Raw genomic sequence first — 24,403 nt, 5'->3', positions numbered from 1 at the left:
AAGTGACCACCACCATCGATCCCGAGACCCTGATCGCCGGCCTGTACCGGGAGGGCGCGCCCATCGCCGACACCAAGGCCCCCGGCGGCCCGATCGCCGACCGGTGGGCCGAGCGGCGGTTCTCCGCCCGCCTGGTCAACCCCGCCAACCGGCGCAAGATGCACGTGATCATGGTCGGCACCGGGCTCGCCGGCGCCTCCGCCGCCGCCACCCTGGGCGAGGCCGGCTACCAGGTCAGCGCCTTCTACTACCAGGACTCCGCCCGCCGGGCCCACTCCATCGCCGCCCAGGGCGGCATCAACGCCGCGAAGAACTACAAGAACGACAACGACTCCGTCTACCGGCTCTTCTACGACACCGTCAAGGGCGGGGACTTCCGCTCCCGGGAGTCCAACGTCTACCGGCTGGCCGAGGTCAGCAGCAACATCATCGACCAGGCGGTCGCCCAGGGCGTGCCCTTCGCCCGGGAGTACGGCGGGCTGCTGGACAACCGCTCGTTCGGCGGGGTGCAGGTCTCCCGCACCTTCTACGCCCGCGGGCAGACCGGCCAGCAGCTCCTGCTCGGCGCCTACCAGGCGCTGCAGCGCCAGGTCGCGGCCGGCGCGGTGCGCACCTTCGGCCGCCACGAGATGCTCGAGCTGATCGTCGTCGACGGCCGGGCCCGCGGCATCGTCGCCCGGGACATGGTCACCGGCGCGATCGAGACCCACCTGGCCGACGTCGTCGTCCTCGCCACCGGCGGGTACGGCAACGTCTTCTTCCTCTCCACCAACGCCATGGGCTCCAACGTCACCGCCACCTGGCGGGCGCACCGGCAGGGCGCCCTCTTCGCCAACCCCTGCTACACCCAGATCCACCCCACCTGCATCCCGGTCTCCGGGGACTACCAGTCCAAGCTCACGCTGATGAGCGAGTCGCTGCGCAACGACGGGCGGATCTGGGTGCCGAAGGACCCCGCGGACTGCCCGAAGGACCCGCGGCAGATCCCCGAGGAGGCCCGGGACTACTACCTGGAGCGGATCTACCCCGCCTTCGGCAACCTCGTCCCCCGGGACATCGCCTCCCGGCAGGCGAAGAACGTCTGCGACGACGGCCGCGGGGTGGGCCCGGAGGTCGACGGCGTCCGGCGCGGGGTCTACCTCGACTTCGCCGAGGCCATCGCCCGGCTGGGCCGCGGGGCGGTCGCCGCCAAGTACGGCAACCTCTTCGACATGTACCAGCGCATCACCGGGGAGGACCCCTACGAGGTCCCGATGCGGATCTACCCGGCGGTGCACTACACGATGGGCGGGCTGTGGGTGGACTACGACCTGCAGTCCACCATCCCGGGCCTGTTCGTCACCGGCGAGGCCAACTTCTCCGACCACGGCGCCAACCGGCTCGGCGCCTCGGCGCTGATGCAGGGCCTGTCCGACGGGTACTTCGTGCTGCCCAACACCATCAACGACTACCTCGCCGACGCCCCCTTCCCCAAGGTGCCCGAGGACCACCCGGCGGTGGTGGCGGCCGTGCGCGGGGTGCGCGAGCGGGTCGCGTTCTTCGTCGGCAACCGCGGCACCCGGAGCGTGGACTCCTTCCACAAGGAGCTCGGCCACATCATGTGGGAGTACTGCGGGATGGAGCGCAGCGAGGAGGGCCTGAAGCACGCCATCGGCCGGATCCGAGAGCTCCGGGCGGAGTTCTGGCGCGACGTGAAGGTGGTCGGCGGCGCCGAGGAGCTCAACCAGGCCCTCGAGCGGGCCGGCCGGGTCGCGGACTTCCTCGAGCTGGGCGAGCTCATGTGCGTGGACGCCCTGCACCGGCGGGAATCCTGCGGCGGCCACTTCCGGGTGGAGTCCCAGACCGAAGACGGCGAGGCGCTGCGCCACGACGACGAGTTCGCCTACGTCGCCGCCTGGGAGTGGGGCGGCGGGCCGGACGCCCCGCCGGTCCTGCACAAGGAGGACCTGCACTACGAGTACGTCGAGATGAAGCAGCGGAGCTACAAGTGAAGATCACCCTCAACGTCATGCGCCAGGCGGGCCCGAACGCCGAGCCCCGCCTGGTCGGCTACGACCTGGTCGGCATCTCCGAGGACATGTCCTTCCTGGAGATGCTCGACGTCCTCAACGAACAGCTCACCGAGCGCGCCGAGGAACCGGTGGCCTTCGACTCCGACTGCCGGGAGGGCATCTGCGGCACCTGCGGCATCGTCATCAACGGCGTCGCGCACGGCCCGGAGCGCACCACCACCTGCCAGCTGCACATGCGCTCGTTCAAGGACGGGGACACCATCACGCTGGAGCCGTGGCGCTCCAGCGCCTTCCCGGTCATCAAGGACCTGGTCGTGGACCGCTCGGCCTTCGACCGGATCATCGCCGCCGGCGGGTACATCTCGGTCAACACCGGCGCCGCCCCGGACGCCCATGCCGCCCCGGTGCCCAAGGCCGACGCGGACCGGGCCTTCGAGGCCGCGACCTGCATCGGCTGCGGCGCGTGCGTGGCGGCCTGCCCGAACGCCTCGGCGATGCTGTTCACCGCGGCCAAGGTCACCCACCTCGGGCTGCTGCCCCAGGGCCAGCCGGAGCGGGACGCCCGGGTGGTGAACATGCTCCACCAGCACGACGCCGAGGGCTTCGGCGGGTGCACCAACATCGGCGAGTGCGCGGCAGTGTGCCCCAAGGAGATCCCGCTGGACGTGATCTCCACCCTCAACCACGACCTCGGCGCGGCCCTGCGCCACGGGGCGTAGCGGCGGCGACCACTCCGGGCCCGCCCCGGGTCCGGGGCGGTCCCCTGGGCCGCGCCCGCGGCGGAGCTGCCGTCGGGCCGCGACTACCCTGGGACGGTGCCCGCCCCCCTCGTCCTCGGCATCGAGACCTCCTGCGACGAGACCGGCGTCGCGCTGGTCCGCGGCCGCGACCTGCTCGCCGACGTCACCGCCTCCTCGATGGATGAGCACGCCCGGTTCGGCGGCATCGTCCCCGAGGTCGCCTCCCGCGCCCACCTGGAGGCCTTCGTCCCCACCCTGGACGCCGCCCTCGCCGCGGCCGCCGTCGACCTCGCCGACGTCGACGCCGTCGCGGTGACCGCCGGCCCGGGCCTGGTCGGCTCCCTCACCGTCGGCACCGCCGCCGCCAAGGCGCTGGCCCTGGCCACCGGGGTGCCGCTGTACGGCGTCAACCACGTCATCGGCCACGCCGCCGTCGACGAGCTCGTGCACGGCCCGTTCCCGGAGAAGTTCGTCGCCCTCGTCGTCTCCGGCGGGCACACCTCCCTGCTGCTGGTCCGGGACGTCGCCACCGACGTCGTCGAGCTCGGCCAGACCCTGGACGACGCCGCGGGGGAGGCGTTCGACAAGGTCGGCCGGCTGCTCGGGCTGCCCTACCCGGGCGGCCCGCACGTGGACCGGCTGGCCCGCACCGGCGACCCGGAGGCGATCCGGTTCCCCCGGGGCCTGTCCAGCGCGAAGGACCGGGAGCGTCACCCCTACGACTTCTCCTTCTCCGGCCTGAAGACGGCGGTGGCCCGCTACGTCGAGGGCTGCGAGGACCGCGGCGAGGAGGTGCCGGCCGCCGACGTCGCCGCCGGCTTCTCCGAGGCCGTCGCCGACGTCCTGGTGAGCCGGGCCCTGGGCGCGTGCGAGCTCAACGCGTGCGACACGCTCGTGATCGGCGGCGGGTTCTCGGCGAACTCCCGGCTGCGCGAGCTCGCCGCCGAGCGGGCCGAGCAGCAGGGCGTGACCGTGCGGATCCCGCCGATCCGCTACTGCACGGACAACGGCGCGATGATCGCCGCGCTCGGCTCCGCGCTCGTGCGCGCCGGCGCGGCGCCGTCGGCGCTGGACCTGCCCACCGACTCCGGGATGCCGCTCACCCGCGTGCAGATGTAGGCGCCCAGCCCTCCGGCCCGGCAGAGGAAGGGCCCCAGGTCCCGTGCGGAGCGGGGCCGTCCGCGGCAGGGTGGGGGAGGAGGCCGGCCCGGACGCCGGCCCTCGGCTACCGATGGAGGTCACCATGAAGGCGCTCGTCTACCACGGTCCCGGCGAGAAGTCGTGGGAGGAGGTGCCGGAGCCGCAGATCGTCGAGCCCACCGACGTCATCGTCAAGGTCGACACGACGACCATCTGCGGCACCGACCTGCACATCCTCAAGGGCGACGTGCCCGCCGTCGAGCCCGGCCGCGTCCTCGGCCACGAGGGCGTCGGCACGGTCACCGAGATCGGCCCCGCCGTCTCCACGCTCGCCGTCGGCGACCGGGTGATCATCTCCTGCGTGAGCGCCTGCGGGCGGTGCTCGTACTGCCGCCAGGGGCTGTACTCCCACTGCCTGGCCGACGAGGGTGCGCCGGGCATCGGGTGGATCTTCGGCCACCTCATCGACGGCACCCAGGCGGAGTACGTCCGCGTCCCGTTCGCCGACACCTCGCTGCACAAGCTGCCCGCGGGGGTCCCGGACGAGGCGGCCGTGATGCTGTCCGACATCCTGCCGACCGGGTTCGAGATCGGGGTCCGGTACGGGCGGGTGAAGCCGGGCGACGTCGTCGCCGTGATCGGCGCCGGGCCGGTCGGCCTCGCCGCGATCATGACCGCCGGCCTGCACGGCGCCGCCCGGGTGGTCGCCGTCGACCTCGACGACAACCGCCTCGAGCAGGCCAAGCGCTTCGGCGCCACGGACGGGGTCAACAGCGGCGCCGACGGCTGGGCCGAGCAGGTCATGGGCATGACCGACGGGCTGGGCGTGGACGTCGCGATCGAGGCCGTCGGCATCCCCGCCACCTTCGCCGCCTCCCTGGAGGTGCTCCGCCCGGGCGGCACCCTGGCCAACGTCGGGGTGCACGGCGCGCCGGTGGAGCTGCCGCTGCAGGACCTGTGGATCCGGGACATCGCCATCACCACCGGGCTGGTGAGCACCTCGACGACCCCGATGCTGCTCAAGCTGGTGGCCCAGCAGCGGCTGGCGGCCGAGCAGTTCGCCACCCACCGGTTCACCTTCGGGCAGATGCTCGAGGCGTACGACACGTTCTCCCGGGCCGCGGAGACGAAGGCGCTGAAGGTGGTGATCTCCGGCTGACGCCGGCGCTGGCACTCGCCTTGACCGAGTGCTAACTCGGGCCTAGATTTAGCGCCAGGCGCGGCTCTTCGGGGCCGCGACGGCGCTGTCGAGACCGGCACGTCCGACCCCCGCGACGGCGGGCGGACCGGGATGGACGGCGCGTTCCCATGTTCCATCACTCATGCGAAGGGGAGGTCCGTAGTGTCGGTCTCCATCAAGCCGCTCGAGGACCGCATCGTCGTGCAGACCCTCGAGGCCGAGCAGACGACCGCGTCCGGTCTGGTCATCCCGGACACCGCCCAGGAGAAGCCGCAGGAGGGCAAGGTCCTCGCGGTCGGCCCCGGTCGGGTGGACGAGCAGGGCAACCGGGTCCCGGTCGACGTCGCGGTCGGTGACGTCGTCATCTACAGCAAGTACGGCGGCACCGAGGTGAAGTACGGGGGCGAGGACTACCTGATCCTCTCGTCCCGCGACGTGCTCGCCGTCGTCGAGAAGTGAGCGCCTGAGCCCAGGCAGCGCGAAGCCCCGGTCCGGATGGACCGGGGCTTCGTCGTGGTCGGCGACGGCGGCCGGTGCAGCCCGCGGGTGCGGCTGGTGCGTTCCGGTCCCGGCCGTGCGGCCGGTCCCGGGCTGGTGCGGGCCGGTCCCGGCCGGGCCGGCGGCGCCGGCCCGGGCTCGGGTCGTCAGGACGCCCGGCGGACCGGCCGGCTGAGGATCGCCATCCGCTCGTCCTCGCTCAGCCCGCCCCAGACGCCGTACGGCTCGCGGACCTTCAGGGAGTGCTCGCGGCACTGCTCCAGCACCGGGCAGGTGGCGCAGATCGCCTTGGCGGCCTCGTCCCGGCGGCGCCGGGTGCCCCCGCGCTCGCCCTCGGGGTGGAAGAACAGATCGGGGTCGGCGTCGCGGCACGCCCCCTGGTACTGCCACTCCCAGAGGTCCATCACCGGTCCGGGGAGCCTCGACAACTCGGCCATGTCCGTCGTCCTTCCGTGGTGCCGTGCTTGACTCGGTGAACGTACCAAGCGGTGCGCAACTTGTTCAAGCCCCTCCCCAAACTGATTCACGACCGATCCGTTCCGCCTCCGGCCGGCCGGTCCGGTGGCGCCCCTCGTCCAACCGCGTCAAGATCGCGTCATGACCGAGGGGCTGCCGCAGGACCGCGCCAGGAGCGAGGGGTGTCGAGGGTGACCTCACCGGCCGTCCCGGGCCGAGGGGGAGCGCCCGAGCCCGGCCCGTACCGCGGGGGCGACGGGGCCCCGCTCACCGTCGCCGCCGTCGCCGCCCGGCTGGGCGTTGCCGCCTCGACCCTGCGCACCTGGGATCGGCGCTACGGCCTGGGCCCCACCGCCCACGAGGCCGGCAGCCACCGCCGGTACTCCCCGGCCGACGTCGCCCGGCTGGAGCGGATGCGCTCGCTAACCCTGCAGGGCGTGGCCCCTGCGGACGCTGCCCGGGCAGCGCTGGACGAGGACGGGAACGACCACGTGCCGGCGCCGATGGCCGTCCCGGTCGAGGAGGACCACGAGCCGCTCCTGGTGGACCCGCTCTCCCTGGCGGCCGCCGCCATGGAGCCGGACCACCCGCGGGTCCAGCGCATGCTCCACCAGGGCGTGCGGGAGAAGGGGCTGGTCCGGACCTGGACCGGGCTGGTCAAGCCGGCGCTGACGATGCTGCGCCAGCGCGAGCGTTCGGACCGGCCCGGGGTCGACCCCGAGGAGCTGGTCAGCTTCGCGGTGCTCGCCGCCGTCCGGGAGGTCGCCGCGGCCGCCGAGCGGGCCCGGGCGTCCGACGCCGACGCACGGGCGGGGGCCGCGACGGGCCCGCGGCGCACGGTGCTGCTCTGCGCGCGCGCGGCGGACCGCCTGCGCGCGCACGTCGTGGGCGGCGGCCTCGCAGAGCGGGGCGTCAGCTCCCGGGTGCTCCGGGTGGAGCAGGGGGACGACCCGGAGCAGGTGGTGCAGAGCGTCCAGTCTCGCGGCGCACGGGTGCTCGCCGTCGTCGGCGACCCGCCCGGCGCGGACCGGCTCGTCGAGGCCGTCTCCGCCCAGGGCGGTGTAGAGATCTTCCTGCTCGGCCCGGACGCCCCCGAGATCTGGTTGCCCCGGGTGCGGCGGGTGCGCACCACCCCCGCCGCGGTGGAGGAGATCGTCGGGGCGCTGGAGGAGTAGCCGGGGATGCGTGCCAGGAGTAACACAAGCTCCTGCGTGCCGTCCCAGGACCTGGCGGAATTCCGCCGTTCTCACGGCCGCTCCCGGCGACTTTGTGTTACTTCTCGCACACCCCGCCGCCGCGACGGTGCACGTCTGCCCACCGGTGGCCGAAGCCACCCGCCGGCCCCGGCGGCCGCCGCCGTCGGCCACGTACGATCGCGGGGTGAGCGAGACGAGCGCACCCGATCCGTTCGCCCTGGTGGGCCTGACCTACGACGACGTCCTGCTGATGCCCGGCGCCACCGACGTCGTCCCCTCCGAGGTGGACACGACCAGCCGCCTCACCCGGGAGATCTGGCTGCAGACCCCGCTGGTCTCGGCGGCGATGGACACCGTCACCGAGGCGCGGATGGCGATCGCGATGGCCCGCCAGGGCGGCATCGGGATCCTGCACCGCAACCTCTCCATCGCCGAGCAGGCCCAGCAGGTGCAGACCGTCAAGCGGTCCGAGTCCGGCATGGTCTCCGACCCGGTCACGGTCGGCCCGGACGCCACCCTCGCCGAGCTCGACGCGCTGTGCGCGCGGTACCGCGTCTCCGGCCTGCCGGTGGTCGACGGCGACGGCGTGCTGCTCGGCATCATCACCAACCGCGACCTGCGGTTCATCCCGCCCGAGGACTTCGCCACCCGCCGGGTCCGCGACTCGATGACGGCGATGCCGCTGGTCACCGCGCCGGTCGGGATCGCCGCCGCGGACGCCGCCGCCCTGCTGGCCAAGCACAAGGTGGAGAAGCTGCCGCTCGTCGACGACGCCGGCCGGCTGCAGGGCCTGATCACCGTCAAGGACTTCGTCAAGTCCGAGCAGTACCCGCGGGCCACCAAGGACGCCGAGGGGCGCCTGCGGGTCGGCGCCGCGATCGGCTACTGGGGCGACGCGTGGGAGCGGGCCACCGCCCTGGTGGACGCCGGCGTGGACGTGCTGGTGGCCGACACCGCCAACGGCGAGGCCCGCCTCCTGCTGGAGATGGTCGCCCGGATGAAGCAGGACCCGGCCTTCGCCGGCGTGCAGGTCATCGGCGGGAACGTGGCGACCCGGGAGGGCGCCCAGGCGCTGGTGGACGCCGGCGCGGACGCGGTCAAGGTGGGCGTTGGCCCGGGCTCGATCTGCACCACCCGGGTCGTCGCCGGGGTGGGCGTGCCGCAGGTCACGGCCGTGCACCTGGCCGCCCAGGCCTGCCGCCCGGCCGGCGTCCCCCTCATCGCCGACGGCGGCCTGCAGTACTCCGGGGACATCGCCAAGGCCCTGGTCGCCGGGGCCGACAGCGTCATGCTCGGCTCGCTGCTCGCCGGCTGCGAGGAGTCCCCGGGCGAGCTCATCTTCGTCAACGGCAAGCAGTACAAGCACTACCGCGGGATGGGGTCGCTGGGGGCGATGGCCTCCCGCGGGCGGGTGTCCTACTCCAAGGACCGCTACTTCCAGGCCGACGTCGACCGGGACGAGAAGATCGTCCCCGAGGGCATCGAGGGCCGGGTGCCCTACCGCGGGCCGCTCAGCGCGGTGGCCCACCAGCTGGTCGGCGGGCTGCACCAGTCGATGTTCTACGTCGGCGCACGCACCGTCCCCGAGCTGCAGCAGCGCGGCCGGTTCGTGCGGATCACCTCCGCCGGGCTCAAGGAGTCCCACCCGCACGACGTCCAGATGACCGTCGAGGCGCCGAACTACACCGGGCGCTGACGCCGCCGGGCGGTCCGGCGGCCGGGGTCGCCGGCCGGGCGGGGGAGGGGGCGCGCTGCCCGGCCGCCCGCGGCCGCGGATCGGCGACGCTCACGCCCCCGCAGCGACGGGTAGCGGCGCCCGGGCCGGGCGGGCGGCCGGCATCGGCCGTCCCGGGTCCGCAGCGGACGGACCGACGGCGGGCAGCGGCCGGTCCGGGTCGGCGGCGGGGCCGGTGCCGGGCGTTGGCCAGCGCGGGTCGACGGCGGGCCGGTCGGCGCGCCGCCCGGCGTTGTAGCCCTCCGCCCACGCCCGGTGCTGGGCCGCCTGCCACCGGTGCAGCGCCGGGAGCTCCTGCTCGGCGAGCGTCGGGAAGCGGGCGGTGATGCGGGCGAGCACGTCCAGGGTGGCGACGACGTCGGCGTCGGCGGTGTGCAGGTGCCGGGCTGGCACCTGGTAGTGCTGGCACAGGTCGGTGAGCCTGCGCGTCCCCTCCCGGTCGGGGTCCAAGGCCCGGTCCAGCACGAGCGGGTCGATGACGTGCGGGCACGGCCCGCCGAGCCGATCGGTCAGCGTCGGCAGGCCGTGCCGGTCCAGCTCGCGGTCCAGCAGGGCGAGGTCGAAGGCGGCGTTGTAGGCAACCAGCGGCGTCCCGGCCCGCTGGGCGGCGGTGATCTCGGCCGCGACCTGCGCGAGGGCGGCGGCGGGCGGTGCCCCGTTGGTGCGGGACCAGGACGTGCTGATGCCGTGGACGGCGCTCGCGGCCGCCGGGATCTCCACCCCGGGGTCGATGAGCCAGGTGCGGACGGTGGTGCGGGGACCGTGGCGGTGCACCAGGGCGGCCGTGACGATGCGGTCGGTCACGACGTCGATGCCCGTGGTCTCGGTATCGAAGCCGAGGAACGGACCCTGGCACCAGCTGCTCATGATGACCTCCTGCCTGAACCCTGGCACCGCCCACCGACATCACCCGAGACGCCCCGGCTCACCGGGTATTCGTCAGGTTTGTGGTGTGGGGCTGGCGGCAGTAGGCCAGAGGACGTGGTTGTGGTCCCCCCGAACCGGGGAGGACTGTGCCGCCCGCTCGATCGCCTCCAGCACCCCGGCCGTGCCGGACCGGCCAGGTCGGCCGCGGAACGCACCAGGTTCCGGGCCTCGTGCGCGGCGGCCTCGGCGACCCGGTCGGCCAGCACGCTCAGGGCCTCTTCTTCGGCCTCCCCCCGCTCGTCGTCCGCCCGCTCGCCCGGCTGGCGGCAGAGCCTCCTTTTCCCCGTCGGGACCGGCGGGGGCGGCGCGCTTCCTGCTGCCCGCCGGTGGCCCCACCCGGGCCCTGCACAGCGCCTCGTTGATCTCCACGTAGTCCTCCACCAGGCCGGCGAACTGGGTGTAGCTGTCCAGCTCGGCGCGGACCTGGTCGACCTGCTCGATGGGGATGTACTGCCCGCGCGAGCCGCCCGACCCCTTCGCGGTCCGGGTCCACAGCCGGCGGGGGCCGTGGCCCTGCTCCCCGGGACGGGCGCAGCGGCAGCCCGGCTTGCCGCACCTGCGGTAGCCCACCTGCAGCGACCCGCGCCGGAACTGGGGAACCTGCGCGATCCGGTCCAGCGTGAGGGACTTCCGCTCCTCAAGCTGGCGGACGGTCATCGTCGAGTAGTCCTTGCCCATGCCACCCTCCCAGTCTGATTAGTCAACCCGCAATCAGACTAGGGAGCAACCTGCACAAACCCGTGGACGACACGTCCATGACTCACAAGTCCTCTACGTCGAACTCGGCCAGGACGTCGGCGGTGTCCTTCATCACCGGCCAGTCGCGGACTCGGGCGCCTTGGCGGACGATCTCAAGCGCTTATCACTTTTTGGCGTTGTGCGCCCAGACCATCGATGCCAATCTCCATCTCGTCCCCTGGTTGTAGGTAGGGAAACCTCCCGGACAGGGCGACACCTTGCGGAGTGCCGGTGTTGATGATGTCGCCGGGTGAGAGCACGAGATACTGGGAGAGGTGCCACACCAGGTACGCGACGTCGAAAATCATGTCGGCCGTGGTGGAGTTCTGGCGCGGTTCTCCGTTGACCGTGGACCACAGACGCAGGTCGTGGATGTCGGTGACGTCCTCTAGGGGTACCAGCGCCGGCCCGAGTGGGTTGAAGGTGGCGCAGCATTTCCCCTTGGACCACTGGCCGCCAGAGTGGTCCAGCTGGTAAGCGCGCTCGGAGACGTCATTACTCACCGCCAGGCCGGCGATGTGTGCGAAGGACTCTTCCGGCGAGGACAAGTAGCTGGCCTCCTTACCGATGACCACGGCAAGCTCGACCTCCCAGTCGACTTTCTCGGCGCCAGGCGGAATCCGGACATCATCGAACGCGCCGATGACGGTGTTGGGGTGCTTGAAGAAGAGGATCGGCACCTCCGGCGGTGCGCTCCCCGACTCCGCCGCGTGGGCGGCATAGTTCTGGCCGATGCACAACACCGCCTGGGATCGAGCGATCGGCGGGCCGACGCGCAGGGTGTCGGCGCCGGCAAGCTCAGGGAGGTCGCCTCCCTTGAGCGCCGCGCGGACCCGGGCGGAGGCGTCAGCGGCGAGGAAGGTGCCGTCGATGTCCGCCGTCAGCGAGGACAGGTCGTAGATCGTCCCGCCACTGCGCACAGCGGGCTTCTCCTGGCCCACGGGGCCGAGTCTGAGCAACTCCACGTTGATCTCCTTGCTAGTGGACGTACGGGTAGAACTTCACCGGGGCGAGGGCGATCAGGGCTGCTTCAGCTCGACGAGGACTTTGCCGGGGACGTCAGCGGCACCGGCGAGGTGCGCGAAGGTGGCGTCCGCCTCACCGAGCGAGACGACGTCGCTGATCAGCTCGTCGAAGACACCGTGTCCTTCGCCGACCCAGGCGCCGGCATCCCGGAACGTCTGCGCGTCGTAGCAGAAGCTGCCCACGATCGTTCGCTCCTGTGTGCTGATGGCATACGCCGGGAGAGTGACCTCTGGCGATCCCATGCCGACCAGTCCGACCGTCCCACCCAGGCGGGTGGAGCTGAGGGCATCGGCCAGGGTCGCGGAGACACCGACGGCGTCCAGAGTTACGTCCACCGGGCCACCCAGGAGCGCCCGCACCTGGTCGGCGGTGGGGGCTGCTGCGGGGTCGATGACCTCGGCGTGGAGCTTCTGGCAAAGCTCCCGGCGCGCTCGGGAGATGTCGGTGGCCACGACTCGAGCGGCCCCCATCCGCTGTGCCGCCAGGATCGCGGACTGGCCGATCGGTCCTCCACCGGTGACGAGCACGGTGTCGCCCTTCTTGACACCGGCACGGCGGGCGGCATGCAGCGCGACCGCCAACGGTTCCACTAGCGCGCCGTGCCGCTCATCGGACACCCGGTCCAGCCCGACGACGTTGGCGGCGGGTACGACGACCTTCTCCGCGAATGCGGCGATCGTGTGCGCCTGTACCCCGATGACCACGCTGTCCGCGCAGTGCTGCTCGACGCCTGAGCGGCAGGCCTCGCATTGGCCGCAGGAGATGAGCGGGTTGAAGGTGACGATCTGCCCTATGGCGACGTCGGAAACACCTTCGCCCACGGCGTAGACGCGGCCCACCGTCTCGTGGCCCATCACCTGTCCAGCGGCGCGGCGCCCGTTGTCGCCGGTGTATCCGTGGATGTCCGACCCGCAGATGCCGGTGTAGGAGATGCGCACGCCGACCTCACCGCGCTCGGGCCGATGCGGGTCGTCCCGCTCCTGCACGGCGATCCGTCCGAAGTCCTCCAGGACCAGTGCACGCATGATTTGACTCCCGTCTGGGTGCTGAGTTGCCCCCGGTACTTCGCCAGCGGGGGTGACGACCTTCGTCGACACGTCCGGCGAAGGTGAACATGAAGATCGGCGGAGGGGCCGCCTCCGCCTCGGTCGCGCGTACCGATCCACCGGCGCCGCGACGTACGAACACGGGTCAGAGGTCGTTCAGCACCTCCTGCAGCTCAGTGACCGTCCGGGCGAGCTCCTCATGGATTGCGCGCTCGATCCTCGGCGTGAGTCGTGGGGTGGGCGCAGAGACGGACATGGCAGCCAGGGTGCTGCCGTCCTTAGCGCGCACCGGGATGGCGATGCACCGGCAGCCGATCACATACTCCTCGCGATCCTCGCCGTAGCCGTTCTGTCGGATCCGCTGCACCTCGCGGAGCAGCTCCTCGGTGTCGGTGATCGTGTTGTCGGTCATCGCTTCGAGCGCAACTCCCTCGAGCCGCCGGCGGAGCTCGTCATCGGAGAGGCCGGCCAGCAGTGTCTTGCCCAGTCCCGTCGTGTGGGCGGGGAGCCGGCTGCCCACCGAGGACACGAGCTTCATCGGGTGCGGGGATTCACTGATCGCCAGGTAGATGTTGTCCAGACCGTCCAGCTGGGCCAGCTGTACCGTCTCCTCGGTCCGTGCTGTGAGCTGCTCCATCAGAGGTTGTGCTAGCTCGGCCAACGGGACTTCCCCCGTGCTCGCCTGGGCGAGCTCCCACAGCCGAATGCCAAGGCGGTACTCGCGCGTGGTTTCGTTGAACGCGACGAACCGCCGACGTAGGGCGGTGGACAGCAGCTCGTACGCCGAGGAACTGGGTAGTTCAAGGTCGCGCACGACGTCCGCGAACGTGGCGGACCTCACCTTGGCCAGGTACTCGAAGAGCGACATGAGACGGTCTGCCGACTTGACGGTGCCGCCCCCGCGGGGAGCCGGGATCATTGTTGTAGACCTCTGATTCGATAGGTTCGGGCTGCATTCCGGGCGAAGTAGGCGTCCAGCTCATCCTCCGAGAGATCGTCCAGCGCCCAGGCGCACATGGCAACGAGATCGGCGTATCCGATCGTTCGCCGGTCGATGGGGAAGTTGCTGGCGAACATGACGCGCGACGGCCCGAACTCCTCGACGAGTGCGCGGAGATAGTCACGGAATGCGGCGGGTTCCCAGGTGGGGTCCACCGCGTCGTATCCGGAGGACTTCACCGTGACGTTCGGCAGCAGGGCGAGGCGGGCGATGCCCGCCCGCCAGGCCCGCTCTGTCTCGTCATCGCGTTGCGCGTGGTAGCCACCGTGATTGAGCACAAACGCGGTCTCGGGGAAGCGAGCCGCCACGTCCGCTGCCTGAGCAAGCTGCTGTGGGAGGACCTGCAGGTCGAAGGAGAGACCACGCGGTGCCAGGAGCGAGAGCCCGTGCAGCCATGCAGGATCCTCCATCAGACGCGGGGGCTGCACCGTCGCGCCGGGCCGAGGATCCCAGTCGAGCATCTGGCGCACCCCTCGAACCGGTGCCGCGGCCAGGTGTTGCTCCAGGAGGTCCGCCGCGTCGGGTCGTTCAAGCTGTATGCCGGCGACGATTGCCTGGGGGAAGCCGTGCTGGTGAGCTACGGCTGCCAGCCACCTGGTCTCCTCGGTCGCGCTGTCTGCGTCCCACGCTGCTTCCACGTGGACCGAGGACACCAGCGGGACTGGCCCGACGTCGGCCAGCAGGTCCGCCGGGAGGTAGTTGTGTTGGAACGGCCCGATGCCGGTTGTGTCCTCCTTGTCCTGGCGGGGACCCTGCAGCCACGGGTAGCGCCCGGTCTCGAGGTTCCACAGGTGGTGGTGGGCATCGACCACCCGTCGAGGCAACAGGTCCGGGCTCACCTGGGCGGGCCGTCTCATGCCACACCTCCACCGAAGACGTCGAGGAGGCGGTCCACCTCGCGACGCAGCTCCGCATCCACGGGTCCGTGGTGGCGCACATCGGTGCGCTGGAGCACGCCTTGCCGCACCAGGACGTGCTTGTTCAACCAGAGGAAGGTCGTGAAGTCACGGTTGCCCACCGCGGCGAAAGGCAGCAGGCGAGCCCAGCTCTGCAGCGCGGCCTCGACGTCACCAGACGCGACCCCAGCCAGTACCTGCCCGAACAGTTCCGGGAAGGCTGCTCCGGGCATCGTCCCGGTGCCGCCACGCAGGAGCTCGTGCACCAGGTCACTGCCGCCGCGGCCGCCGATGATCGAGCCCGGAGCGCCCGCGAGCGCAGCGCGTACCTGCCCGATCTTGACCGCAGCCGCCGCCGGCTCCACCTTGACGGCCGCCACCCCGGCTACCTCGGTGAGCAGGCGCGCGAGGGTCGCTGGTGTCAGATCGACGCCGTTGTGCTGCGGGGCATCCTGCACGACGACGTCAATGGTGCAGTCCCGGGCTGCGGCGGAGATCATCTCGAACTGTCGGCCCTCAGAAGCGTCGTCCAACCGGATGGGGCGCAGGAGTACGGCATCGGCCCCGGCCTGCACCATGGCCTGAATCCGTCGGCAGGTTTCGGCGTGGTGCTCGGCCATCTCGACGTTCCCGATCAGGGAACCGCGATCGCCGAGAGCCTCCCGGACGCTCGCAGTCAACTCCCCGACCTCCTGCTCGGACATGGTGTCCACCTCGCTGCCAAAGCCGAGCCCGACCCACGTAATGCCCGTACCGAGCAGGTGGTCGACCTCGGCGAGCACACCGTCGTGGTCGATCGCGCCGTCCGGGCGGAAGGGTGTGACGAGGATCGGAATGACACCCTCGATCGGGTGAGTACGGGGGGACACCGGATCATCGGTCCTTTCGGGGTTGGTCGCCGCAGGTGGGACGCACGAGCGTGACGGCCGGGTTGAGCTCGACACCGAATCCGGGCCGATCGAGCTCGTCGACCTGCAGGGTGCCGTCGTGCGGCAGCGGCTCGCTGAGGAAGAGGTCGCCGAAGAATGGCGTAACGGTGTCACCCCGGCCTGAGCCGATGATGCACTCGGCCATCGGGATGCCCTCCAGAGCCGCGCTGGCGTGCAACCCGTAGGGTCCCGATCCGTGGCAGACGATGGGAAGGTCCGCCGACCGTGCGACCTCGGCAATCTGGAGCAGTTCAGAAAGGCCGCCGCACCAGGTCGGGTCAGGCTGCAGCATCCCCAGACCGGCTGCGTCCACCAGGGCGCGGAACCCCCACCGCGTCGCCTCGTGCTCTCCCCCGGCCAGCATGATCTCCGGCCGGACTTGGCTGCGCAGCGCGCGGAGCCCGTCCAGATCGTCGGGAAGCAGACACTCCTCCAGCCATGAGGGGCGGTAGGGAGCCAGGGCGTCGGCGAGCCGCACGGCCGTATCGACGTCAAGGGCCATCCAGCAGTCGTAGGCCAGGAACAGGTCGTCCCCTACTGCGTCGCGCGCCTCTGCGAAGAGCCCGACGTTCGCATCGAAACCGGCTCGTCCCGCCGCCGGACCATACGGCAGTGGCAGTTTGCAGCCTATGAACCCTAGTCGGCGCGCTGCGCCTGCGTCGGGAGTGGTGGCATAGAAGGTCACCTCGTCGCGGACCGGGCCACCGACGAGACGCATCACTGACTCCCCGCGGGACCGTCCAAGCAGGTCCCACAGGGCGAGGTCCACCGCCGAGATGGCGTGGAGCACCAGCCCCTTGCGGCCGTAGAACTGCGTAGCCCGCCACATGAGGTCCCACAGGCGAGTGATGTCGTCCACCGGCTCGCCCACGAGAAGGGGAGCGAGGTGGTCCTCGACCACCCAGCAGCCGGCGCGGCCACCCACACTCACCCCGATACCGAACGAGCCCTCATCCGATTCGACCTCGACGACGACGTCGCCCGCCCAGGCGGGACCTCCGATGGTCCGCACCTCGTGCCCGGGATGGACGGAAAGTGGCGAGGCGATCGGCCGCTGCTGCCACGGCGTGGCGGCACTCGCTGCGCCGAGCGGCGGGGCGGGCTGAGGTGGGGTGCGTGTGTCCTCGTGGTCGGCTCGCACGTAAGCACGTACCGCGGTAATCCTCATCGCGGCCACTCCTGTGTTGATTCGACCCAGTCTTCGGGTCCGACCGCACCACCGGTGGCCGCGGACTCACGGGCCGCCCACTGGGTCTCCACCACCCGGGCGCCCAGCTCACCACCGACGACGGGAGCGACTCCGCCGGACCGCCCGGCCAGGAGGGCATCCAGTGGCGCGTGCACCGCGTTGGCGGGTCCATGCGAGGCGTCGGCCAGGACCTGGCCGCCTCGACCTGGACGGTGCAACACAACGGTATTGGCAGCCGTGTCGAGAAAGGCGTGACCCACGGTGCCAAACAGGCTGTACCGCTCGACCCGCTCGTCGTTGTGATGCACGGTACCCGTGCTGGAGACCGTCAACAGAGTGCCAGAGGCTGTGCGCGCGGTCAGGGCGTCGACGACGTCGACCTCGGTGGCCGGGCCGACGGCGGTCAGTCCGGTGACGGTGCGCACATCATCCTCCAAGCACCACAGCGCGAGCGCCACGGCATGCGTGGCCTGGGTCAGTAGCTGCCCACCGCCGCGAGAGGCTGAGGCGTAGGTCTCCGCGCGCGAGGAGAACGGTGCACCGGACTGCCGCTGTACCGAGAGATCCCCGCGGTAGAAGCCCTGGACTGCGGTCGCGAACAGCGCGTTCAGCAGTACGGGTGTTCCGATGTCGCCGTCGCGGACAACCCGGCGCAGCTCGGCCGCCTGGTGCGAGTGGAGGAAGGGGTAGCCGACGTGCAGTCTGGCACCGCTGCGCTCGGCGGCAGCCACCATGCCCCATGCTTCCGCAGGGTGGATGGCCATCGGCTTCTCCACCAGCACGTCGACGCCTGCGTCCAGCAACTGCACTGTCGGTTGATGGTGTGCGTCATGAGGTGTAGCGACGATGGCGCAGTCCACACCCAGGCCAGGAAGAGCGGCCACGTCCGTCACCCACCGGGCGGCGCCGAACATCTCGGCGGCCGTGCGGGCGCGCTCGCCGTCGGCGTCGCACACGGCGACAAGCTCCGCGTCGGGGTGATCCACAATCGCCGGCAGGTGCACCGTGCCGCTCCACCACCCGGCGCCGACCACGGCCACCTTGACGCTCATCGCGCCGCCTCCGGTCCGAGCGAGGCACTCGAGGCGTCCCGCGCGTTGTGCAGCCGGGGGCCCGCGTCCGGATCGAAGGCCCACGTGGCCAGCTCGTCGTCGAGCTGGATGCCGAGACCCGGGAGGTCCGGTAACTGCATCCGGCCATCTGTCAACCGGAGGGCTTGCGCAAGAGTGCGCTCGCGCAGTGCGTTCGGCACGCGTGGCAGCTCGACGTAGAGACCGGCCGGTGCGCATGCAACGACGGTGGCGTTAGCCATCACGCCCGGCCCGCTGCACCAGGTGTGCGGGGCGAGCCGGGCACCGGCGGATTCCACCAGGGCGGCCAGCTCCATCTGACGCAAGATGCCGCCGACGTACACGGCATCGGTCTGGATCACATCCACGGCCTCGGCGTCGAGCAACCGCTGCACGTGGTCAGGGGTTCGCTCGTTCTCCCCCGTGGCAACCCGCATGTCGATATCGCCGCGGAGCCGGGCATGTCCTGTGACGTCGGTCCGTGGCAGCGGGTCCTCGAGCCAGTACGGGGAGTAGGGCTCGAGCGCTCGGGCCAAAGTCACGACTGTGCGCAGGTCGGGAGGTTCGGGAAGGTAGCTCGCACCCAGGTCGAGCATCAGGTCCGCGTCCGGGCCTAGCTCCTCGCGCGCCGCCGCAACACGACGCACGTCGGTCTGGGTGCCGTAACCGATGCGGATCTTGACCGCGCGGAAACCGTCACTCACGTGACGGCGCACCTCGGCACGCACCGCATCCGGGCACGGGTCGAGGCCGCCACTGGCGTACACCGGCAGTTCGGTCCGCACAGGGCCACCCAGCAGGACGCTCGCCGGAGTGCCGAGAGAACGGCCGAGCAGGTCGAAGGTGGCCATCTCGATACCGGCGACTACGCTGGAGAAGAGCCCCCCGTGCCCCCATCCGGGCGCCCCCCGCGTGAGCGCCTGCAGCACCGCCCGCGGCTCGGCCGGCAGACCGACGACCATCTGTGCTGCCCGATGGAGCAGCGGCGGCACCAGGTCGGGCGTGTTCAGGCCGTCGCCGATCTCGCCGTGCCCGATCGTGCCGTCGGCTCCGGTCAGGCGAACGAAGGCGGAGGTCCAGCCGCGGTAGACGCCGCCCGGCCATCCCCAGACTTCCTCCGGGCGGTACCGGGCGCTGAGCAGCAGTAGCTCACAGGACTCGATCGTGGTCACCATGAGGCAATCCCCTCCTGCGCCTCGGCGGGCGCGAGGCACGCGGCCTCCAGCGCAGCCCAGCACGCGGGCCCGATAGGGGTGTCGAAGAGCTCGACGTCGTCCGCCACCTCGTGGCCACTACGGCACCCGACCAGGACGGAACTGATCGCGGGATGCCGGGCGGGGAACTGCAGGGCGGCGGCGGTGAGGGGCACGCCGAATTGCGCGCAGACGTCCTGCAGGCGCTGGGCGCGTGCGATGCGGTCTGCTGCTGCGGGCAGGTAGTTGAACCGAGCCCCGGGCCGGGGATCGGCGAGGATGCCGGAGTTTAGGACGCCCGCCGCGACGACAGACACGCCGCGCTCCACGGCAGCGGGCAGCAGCTCGACAGCGGCGTCGCGCTCCAGCAGGCTGTACCGCCCCGCGACCAGCACGACGTCGACGTCCGTCTCCTGGATAAACCGGGCCGGGACACCGGGCTCGTTCATCCCCACGCCGATGGCGCCGATCACGCCGGCCGTGCGGAGCTCGGCGAGTGCCGGGTAGGTCTCGTGGATGGCCTGGTCGACGGCGTCGTCGGGATCATGGATGTAGACCACATCGACGCTGTCCAACCCGAGCCGGGACAGGCTTTCCTCCAGCCCCTGGCGCACGGCGGAGGCAGAGAAGTCGAACACGTCAGCCCGGCGCCGGTCACCGTTCGCGAACATCGACGCACCGGCATCCTCCACCGGCCGGAGCAGTCGCCCGACCTTGGTCGACACCACGTAGCGGTCACGGGGCACCCCACGCAGCGCGCGCCCGAGACGCCGTTCGGCGTTCCCGGCCCCGTAGAGCGGAGCGGTGTCGAGGTACGTGACGCCCAGTTCGAGTGCGCGCTCCACTGTCCCAATCGCCTCGGCCTCACTCACGCTCTGGTACAGGCCGGCGAGCGGTGCGGTGCCCAGCGAGAGGCGTGAGACGGCGACAGGACTGCGCCCCAGCCGGGCCGCGGCCGCGTGTGGCCGCTCTGTTGCGGTCATTCCTTGACCGCCCCGCTGGTCAGCCCATCGACGATGAACCGCAGGCCGAAGAGCACGAACGCAACCGCCGGCAACCCGAGCAGGACCAAGCTCGCGTTGTACTTGGCGATGTCCGCTGGCCCCTGCCCGAGAGCGCTGGAGAACGTCTGCACTGCCTGAGCGGCGGAGGCCATGCTCGGGTCGGTAAAGACGAAGGACGGCCACAGGAAGTCCTGCAAGGACCACACGAAGCACAGCACTGTGAGGTTGACGAGCGCCGGCCGAGCCATCGGCAGGAAGATGCTGCGGAACACTCGCCAGTGACTAGCTCCGTCGATAGCAGCGGCCTCGAACAGCGAACCGGGCATGTTGCGGCCGTGGTTGCGCAGCAGCAGAACGCCGAATGGGATGGTCAACGCCGCTTCCGGCAACGCGACCCCGAGGTAGTTGTTGAAGAGGCCGAGCTCCTGGGTGATTCGGTAGACCGGCACGATGATCGCCGCACCCGGGACCGCTAGGAAAAGCAGCACAAGAGAGAACCCGACCTCACGGCCCCGGAATCGCAGTCGGGAGAATGCGTAACCCGCCGTCGTCGCCACCACCAGGACGAGGACGGCATGCAGGACCCCGATCGCGAGGGAATTGAGGTACGTCTGCCAGATCGGCACCGACCCGATCGGGTCGGTGAGCAGGCTGACGTAGTTCCGCCACCCGCCGACCTCGAGCGACTTGTCGACCGCCGCGTAAAGCGGGAACGCGAAGAGGATGGCCATGAAGCCCAGCAGCACATAGATCGCGACGCGGTCCCCACGGCTGGTGACGACGAGCCGTAGCGGGTCGCCAAGAGCGCGCTGGCGGGGCCGGCGACGCCGGGGACCAGGCAGGACTGTGGTGGCGGACGTGGTCATCGGATCTTCCTTCCCGGGCGCGTGAGGACGATCTGCACGACCGAGATCGCGAAGGCGACGAGCAGCACCAGCACCGAGGCGGCGGACACGAAGCCGATGCTCGGGCCGGACGACGTTGCGAAGCCATAGATGTACGAGCCCACGATCTCGGTCCGCTGGCCGGGACCACCCTGGGTGGAGAAGAGCACGACCTCGAGTGCACGGAAGGCACCCAGGAGCAGTGACAGCACGATCGTGGTCTGGGTTGCCCGCATCATCGGGAAGACGATCGACCGCATGATCCGGAACGTGCCGGCTCCGTCGAGGAGTGCCGCCTCGAGTGAGTCGGTCGGCAACGTGGAGAAATCCGCGGTGAAGTACATGATCGGTAACCCGATTAGGTAGCAGAAGATGATCGAGACAACGCCGAACGCCAGCCCCGGGTCGGTGAGCCACGGCTGGGCCAGGGAGTCCAGGCCGACGCCACGGAGGATGGTGTTCACCAGGCCGTAGCGCTCTTGCAGCATGGTGCCGAAGAGCGTCGCCACCAGCGAGGTGGGCATCAGCGTCGGCACGAGGAAGATCAGGAAGAAGAACCGCTTCGCGCGCACGCCACTGGCCAGCGCCGCCGCGATGAAGTAGCCGACCGTGAGGGCGGCGACCACGCTCAGAGACGCGAAGAACAGGGTGTTGCCGATCGAGCGCAGGAACACCGCGTCCGTCACGAGCGTCTGGAAGTTCTGCCAGCCCACCCACTCGGAGTTGAAGAACGAGATGGAGGTCCTGGTCAAGCTGGTCTTCGACAGAAAGAACAGGCTGTAGCCGTAGTAGACGGCGTAGACGATCGCCAGCGGACTGAGGAACAACAGAGCGGCCTTGATGTCTGAGTAGCCTCGCCGTCGGTTCGCCGGCGGACTCGCGTTGGCGGCGCTGGTCTCACGCCTCGTCATCTGGATGGTCATCCGTGTCCTCATCGCCGAGTGCCGGTGACCGGGGGCCGTCCGTTCGGCGCGGCCCCCGGTTGCCGTCAGTTGTACTTCCCGCTCTCCAGGTCCGCCTGCCCCATCTCGGCAGCCTCTTCCGGGCTGAGGTCGCCACTGGCCACCTGCAGGGCGTACGAGCCCTGCTGGTTCTCGAAATTGCTCATCACGTACCGGTCACTGTGCGGGTTCGCGACCAGCTCCTGGATCGTTGCGTAGCCCTGCTCAGCGACTTCGGAGGACAGCACGCCCTGCGGCAAGGACCAACCCTCGAGGACCGGGATGCCGACCAGAGTCTGTGCCCAGACGTCGACGCCGTCACCGGTGGTGGCAAACTCGATGAACTTGGCTGCGGCTTCCTTGTTTTGCGAGTAGCTTGGGATACCGAAGGTGGCATCCAGGAACGCGCGGATACCGGAGGCATCGCCGTCCTGCGCGGGCAGGGGGACAACGCCGACGTCGGAGGCCGTGATGCCGTTGGCCTCGCGGTACGACTCAAGGAGCAGACCCGCGTCCCACGTCCCGCTCAGGAGCATGGCGGCCTCGCCCTGTCCGAAGAGCGACTTGGCATCGGCGTTCTGCACGTCGAGCGTGGCCGGGTCGAGGGCCCCCTCGGCGAACGCGTCGCGGTAGTCACTGAGGCCATCACGGGTCGCCTGTGTGTCCCAGGGCCCGTCCTCGTAGACGAGCGTGTTCCAGAAGGTCGGGTCGTACTGCCCGATCAAGTTCTGGATGACGTCACTCTGGAACCAGTGATCACTCGGGATGAGCGCCGTGATGGCGTCCGAGCCCGACTCCTCCAGACCCTCGGCCAGCTGCTTCATGTCGTCCCAGGTGGCCGGCGGTTCCGTAAGTCCCGCCTGCGCCAAGAGGTCCGTGTTGTAGTACGCGACGGCCGAACCGCCGGCGTAGAGAGGGACGGACCGCGGTACTCCGTCGCTGAAGAGGCGTTCGGTCTGCGTCAGCGCCTGGTCCTGGAGCTTGTCCAGGATGCCGTCGACACCGGGCCACTCCTCCACTGGCACTAGGTATCCCTCGTTGTCCAAGGCCCATTCGTTGGGGAACACCCCGATCACGTCGATGTCCTGCTCGGAGCTCAGGCCGAGCGTGGCCTGGTTCGCGTAGTCGGTATTCGCGACCTCGTTGTAGTCAACCGTGATGTTGGGATGCTGGTCCTCGAACGCTGCGATGACGTCCGCCATCGTCTCGGCGCCGGGAGCGCCCGACCATCCCCATACGTTGATCGTCTGCTCATCGTCGAGCGCGATGCCTTCGGCTGACGATCCCGATGACCCGCAGGCCGTTAGGGCAAGTGATGCGCCAGCCCCGAACGCGACTAGTGCAGTGCTGCGCCGCAGGTACCTCATCGTCCCTCTCACATCCCGTTCAGTGTTGGAAGCCGCTCCGATCACGGCCGCTGCGGAGCGTGTGGCTCCCGGCACGGTCGCTTGGCAGTCGGGACTGTAACGCCAACGAAGGGAGGAGTTCAACCTGTCGGAGTGCTGTCCGGATATGTGAAGTCGACCCTGGGTTGCTGTACGCGGAGAATGGTGCACTGCAGGGACGGCGGATCGGCTCTGGGCTTGCCGGGCCCGGTGGTGGTCGCCTGGTCGTCGGGAATCCGGTCTCGGAGGCCCAGCTTCGGCTCCTGAGGTCGCGAAGGGCGCGGCAGCTGGGCGGCCCGGTGACAGGGTGGCCCGGAGCCCGGAGCCCGGAGCCGGGAGCCGGGAGCCCGGAGCCCGGAGCTCGGCGCCCGGTGGCCCTGGCTAGGCTGACCGGGTGGTGGGGCAGCGAGGTGCCGACGGGCAGGGCCCGGGGCGCCCCGCCGTCGGCGCCCCCGACGTCGTCGCCCGTGACGCTCCTGCCGCCCCGGCGACCGCGGCCCCCGACCCGGCTGCCCGGACCAACCCCGCCACCCACCCCGCCCGCGCCGACCTGCAGGCGCTGGCGGACCGGTCCCGGACCGGCTCGGTCGCCGCCCTCGGCGGCCTGCACCGCGACGACGCGGCCACCACCGCCACCTACCGCCGCGCCGCCGTGCTCATCCTGCTCACCCCGGGCACCGGCCCCGACCCCGGCGTCGACCTCTTCCTCGTCCAGCGCGGCGTCCACCTGCGCCAGCACCCGGGGGAGATCGCCCTGCCCGGCGGCGGCCTCGAGCCCGGCGACACCGGCCCCGCGGCGGCCGCCCTGCGCGAGGCCCAGGAGGAGACCGGGCTGGACCCGGGCCGGGTGGAGGTCCTCGGCGCCCTCCCGCCCGCCGCCGTGCCGGTCAGCCGCAACCTGGTCACCCCCGTGCTCGGCTGGGCCGACGACGTCGGCCCGCTCACCGCCGTCCAGCCGGGGGAGGTGGTGCAGACCATCCGGGTCGCCGTCGCCGCCCTGCTCGACCCCGCGGCGCGGGCCAGCGTTCGGATCCTCTCCCGCACGAGCGCCGGCTTCCGCATCCCGACCGGGTGGGTGTGGGGCTTCACCGGCAACCTCCTCGACCACGTCTTCACCGAGCTCGGCTGGACCCGCCCCTGGGACCCCAGCCAGGAGGTGGTGTTCAGGTTCGACCCGGTGCACCAGCGGGTCCTGGCCCCGTGAGCGCAGCCTGGTCC

The 24,403-nt window shown here is 70.9% G+C and carries 23 protein-coding genes; 8 read left to right on the top strand and 15 right to left on the bottom strand.

All coding sequences use genetic code 11. The features are described from left to right. The first annotated feature begins 2 nt into the window (after window positions 1-2). The 5 genes from MF406_RS15510 (at window position 3) to groES (ending at window position 5,531) form a co-directional block, all read left to right on the top strand. Window positions 3-1,991, top strand: coding sequence for a fumarate reductase/succinate dehydrogenase flavoprotein subunit (locus MF406_RS15510; RefSeq protein WP_242895522.1), 1,989 nt, complete (start codon window positions 3-5; stop codon window positions 1,989-1,991). Continuing rightward, window positions 1,988-2,731 (top strand): succinate dehydrogenase/fumarate reductase iron-sulfur subunit, encoded by a 744-nt coding sequence (locus tag MF406_RS15505; protein ID WP_242895520.1) that lies wholly within the window; start codon window positions 1,988-1,990, stop codon window positions 2,729-2,731. The genes MF406_RS15510 and MF406_RS15505 overlap by 4 nt, the downstream gene beginning before the upstream one ends. 96 nt (window positions 2,732-2,827) lie before the next feature. Further along, the gene (tsaD, locus tag MF406_RS15500; RefSeq protein ID WP_242895518.1) at window positions 2,828-3,871 is read left to right on the top strand and encodes a tRNA (adenosine(37)-N6)-threonylcarbamoyltransferase complex transferase subunit TsaD; all 1,044 of its coding nucleotides are present in this window, start codon (window positions 2,828-2,830) and stop codon (window positions 3,869-3,871) included. A gap of 124 nt (window positions 3,872-3,995) precedes the next feature. After that, window positions 3,996-5,051, top strand: coding sequence for a zinc-dependent alcohol dehydrogenase family protein (locus MF406_RS15495; RefSeq protein WP_242895516.1), 1,056 nt, complete (start codon window positions 3,996-3,998; stop codon window positions 5,049-5,051). A gap of 183 nt (window positions 5,052-5,234) precedes the next feature. Further along, window positions 5,235-5,531, top strand: coding sequence for a co-chaperone GroES (gene groES / locus MF406_RS15490; RefSeq protein ID WP_242895514.1), 297 nt, complete (start codon window positions 5,235-5,237; stop codon window positions 5,529-5,531). A 185-nt stretch (window positions 5,532-5,716) separates the two neighbouring features. On the opposite strand, the gene MF406_RS15485 is transcribed toward groES, so the two are convergent. Continuing rightward, complete coding sequence (locus MF406_RS15485) at window positions 5,717-6,007, bottom strand: WhiB family transcriptional regulator (protein ID WP_242895513.1); 291 nt, start codon at window positions 6,005-6,007, stop codon at window positions 5,717-5,719. Between the two features lie 210 nt (window positions 6,008-6,217). Between MF406_RS15485 and MF406_RS15480 the strand changes: the two genes are divergently transcribed. Continuing rightward, complete coding sequence (locus MF406_RS15480; protein WP_242895511.1) at window positions 6,218-7,201, top strand: MerR family transcriptional regulator; 984 nt, start codon at window positions 6,218-6,220, stop codon at window positions 7,199-7,201. 205 nt (window positions 7,202-7,406) lie between these two features. Continuing rightward, window positions 7,407-8,918, top strand: a complete 1,512-nt coding sequence (guaB, locus tag MF406_RS15475) for an IMP dehydrogenase (protein ID WP_256463905.1) — start codon at window positions 7,407-7,409, stop codon at window positions 8,916-8,918. A gap of 90 nt (window positions 8,919-9,008) precedes the next feature. Here the strand turns inward: guaB and MF406_RS15470 are convergent, their stop codons facing one another. The 14 genes from MF406_RS15470 to MF406_RS15405 all read right to left on the bottom strand — a co-directional run bounded on the left by MF406_RS15470 (window position 9,009) and on the right by MF406_RS15405 (window position 23,167). Further along, window positions 9,009-9,824 (bottom strand): exonuclease domain-containing protein, encoded by an 816-nt coding sequence (locus MF406_RS15470; protein ID WP_242895509.1) that lies wholly within the window; start codon window positions 9,822-9,824, stop codon window positions 9,009-9,011. Window positions 9,825-9,896: 72 nt separating this feature from the next. Further along, window positions 9,897-10,562, bottom strand: coding sequence for a DUF6788 family protein (locus MF406_RS15465; protein ID WP_242895507.1), 666 nt, complete (start codon window positions 10,560-10,562; stop codon window positions 9,897-9,899). A gap of 173 nt (window positions 10,563-10,735) precedes the next feature. After that, window positions 10,736-11,587, bottom strand: coding sequence for a fumarylacetoacetate hydrolase family protein (locus MF406_RS15460; protein WP_242895506.1), 852 nt, complete (start codon window positions 11,585-11,587; stop codon window positions 10,736-10,738). Between the two features lie 54 nt (window positions 11,588-11,641). Beyond that, a complete protein-coding gene (locus MF406_RS15455; protein WP_242895504.1) occupies window positions 11,642-12,634 on the bottom strand; it encodes a zinc-binding dehydrogenase in 993 nt (330 codons plus the stop codon). A 205-nt stretch (window positions 12,635-12,839) separates the two neighbouring features. Beyond that, entirely contained in the window at window positions 12,840-13,613 is a 774-nt protein-coding gene (locus MF406_RS15450; protein WP_256463904.1) for an IclR family transcriptional regulator, read from the bottom strand. Then, window positions 13,610-14,551: an amidohydrolase gene (locus tag MF406_RS15445; RefSeq protein ID WP_242895501.1), complete on the bottom strand. Its 942-nt coding sequence runs from the start codon at window positions 14,549-14,551 to the stop codon at window positions 13,610-13,612. Before MF406_RS15445 ends, MF406_RS15450 begins: the two co-directional genes overlap by 4 nt. Further along, a complete protein-coding gene (locus tag MF406_RS15440; RefSeq protein WP_242895500.1) occupies window positions 14,548-15,459 on the bottom strand; it encodes a dihydrodipicolinate synthase family protein in 912 nt (303 codons plus the stop codon). The genes MF406_RS15445 and MF406_RS15440 overlap by 4 nt, the downstream gene beginning before the upstream one ends. 4 nt (window positions 15,460-15,463) lie before the next feature. Next, entirely contained in the window at window positions 15,464-16,687 is a 1,224-nt protein-coding gene (rhmD, locus tag MF406_RS15435) for an L-rhamnonate dehydratase (protein WP_242895498.1), read from the bottom strand. Further along, window positions 16,684-17,760 carry a Gfo/Idh/MocA family protein gene (locus tag MF406_RS15430; protein ID WP_242895496.1) on the bottom strand — a complete coding sequence of 359 codons (1,077 nt, stop codon included), beginning with the start codon at window positions 17,758-17,760 and terminating at the stop codon, window positions 16,684-16,686. Before MF406_RS15430 ends, rhmD begins: the two co-directional genes overlap by 4 nt. After that, on the bottom strand, window positions 17,757-18,953 hold the full coding sequence (locus MF406_RS15425) for a mandelate racemase/muconate lactonizing enzyme family protein (protein ID WP_242895494.1): 1,197 nt from the start codon (window positions 18,951-18,953) through the stop codon (window positions 17,757-17,759). The genes MF406_RS15430 and MF406_RS15425 overlap by 4 nt, the downstream gene beginning before the upstream one ends. Beyond that, a complete protein-coding gene (locus tag MF406_RS15420; RefSeq protein ID WP_242895492.1) occupies window positions 18,947-19,954 on the bottom strand; it encodes an aldo/keto reductase in 1,008 nt (335 codons plus the stop codon). The genes MF406_RS15425 and MF406_RS15420 overlap by 7 nt, the downstream gene beginning before the upstream one ends. Beyond that, complete coding sequence (locus MF406_RS15415; RefSeq protein ID WP_242895484.1) at window positions 19,951-20,841, bottom strand: carbohydrate ABC transporter permease; 891 nt, start codon at window positions 20,839-20,841, stop codon at window positions 19,951-19,953. The genes MF406_RS15420 and MF406_RS15415 overlap by 4 nt, the downstream gene beginning before the upstream one ends. Further along, window positions 20,838-21,782, bottom strand: a complete 945-nt coding sequence (locus MF406_RS15410; protein WP_242895483.1) for a carbohydrate ABC transporter permease — start codon at window positions 21,780-21,782, stop codon at window positions 20,838-20,840. Before MF406_RS15410 ends, MF406_RS15415 begins: the two co-directional genes overlap by 4 nt. 65 nt (window positions 21,783-21,847) lie before the next feature. Further along, on the bottom strand, window positions 21,848-23,167 hold the full coding sequence (locus MF406_RS15405; protein ID WP_242895481.1) for an ABC transporter substrate-binding protein: 1,320 nt from the start codon (window positions 23,165-23,167) through the stop codon (window positions 21,848-21,850). A 412-nt stretch (window positions 23,168-23,579) separates the two neighbouring features. Between MF406_RS15405 and MF406_RS15400 the strand changes: the two genes are divergently transcribed. Beyond that, window positions 23,580-24,389, top strand: coding sequence for a CoA pyrophosphatase (locus MF406_RS15400; protein WP_242895479.1), 810 nt, complete (start codon window positions 23,580-23,582; stop codon window positions 24,387-24,389). The last annotated feature ends 14 nt before the right edge of the window (window positions 24,390-24,403 follow it).

The sequence above is a fragment of the Georgenia sp. TF02-10 genome, from assembly GCF_022759505.1.
Lineage (GTDB): Bacteria > Actinomycetota > Actinomycetes > Actinomycetales > Actinomycetaceae > TF02-10.
The sequence above is the reverse complement of the archived record's forward strand: the minus strand, read 5'-3'. Positions and strand labels throughout refer to the sequence as shown.

What these genes read in the sequence shown, in the direction of transcription:
- MF406_RS15470 (WP_242895509.1), bottom strand. Translation starts at nt 9,824, where the DNA reads ATGAGCAGCTGGTGCCAGGGTCCGTTCCTCGGCTTCGATACCGAGACC.
- MF406_RS15405 (WP_242895481.1), bottom strand. Translation starts at nt 23,167, where the DNA reads ATGAGGTACCTGCGGCGCAGCACTGCACTAGTCGCGTTCGGGGCTGGC.
- MF406_RS15430 (WP_242895496.1), bottom strand. Translation starts at nt 17,760, where the DNA reads ATGAGCGTCAAGGTGGCCGTGGTCGGCGCCGGGTGGTGGAGCGGCACG.
- MF406_RS15485 (WP_242895513.1), bottom strand. Translation starts at nt 6,007, where the DNA reads ATGGCCGAGTTGTCGAGGCTCCCCGGACCGGTGATGGACCTCTGGGAG.
- rhmD (WP_242895498.1), bottom strand. Translation starts at nt 16,687, where the DNA reads ATGAGGATTACCGCGGTACGTGCTTACGTGCGAGCCGACCACGAGGAC.
- MF406_RS15465 (WP_242895507.1), bottom strand. Translation starts at nt 10,562, where the DNA reads ATGGGCAAGGACTACTCGACGATGACCGTCCGCCAGCTTGAGGAGCGG.
- MF406_RS15420 (WP_242895492.1), bottom strand. Translation starts at nt 19,954, where the DNA reads ATGACCGCAACAGAGCGGCCACACGCGGCCGCGGCCCGGCTGGGGCGC.
- MF406_RS15495 (WP_242895516.1), top strand. Translation starts at nt 3,996, where the DNA reads ATGAAGGCGCTCGTCTACCACGGTCCCGGCGAGAAGTCGTGGGAGGAG.
- MF406_RS15425 (WP_242895494.1), bottom strand. Translation starts at nt 18,953, where the DNA reads ATGGTGACCACGATCGAGTCCTGTGAGCTACTGCTGCTCAGCGCCCGG.
- MF406_RS15415 (WP_242895484.1), bottom strand. Translation starts at nt 20,841, where the DNA reads ATGACCACGTCCGCCACCACAGTCCTGCCTGGTCCCCGGCGTCGCCGG.
- MF406_RS15450 (WP_256463904.1), bottom strand. Translation starts at nt 13,613, where the DNA reads ATGATCCCGGCTCCCCGCGGGGGCGGCACCGTCAAGTCGGCAGACCGT.
- MF406_RS15445 (WP_242895501.1), bottom strand. Translation starts at nt 14,551, where the DNA reads ATGAGACGGCCCGCCCAGGTGAGCCCGGACCTGTTGCCTCGACGGGTG.
- MF406_RS15410 (WP_242895483.1), bottom strand. Translation starts at nt 21,782, where the DNA reads ATGACCATCCAGATGACGAGGCGTGAGACCAGCGCCGCCAACGCGAGT.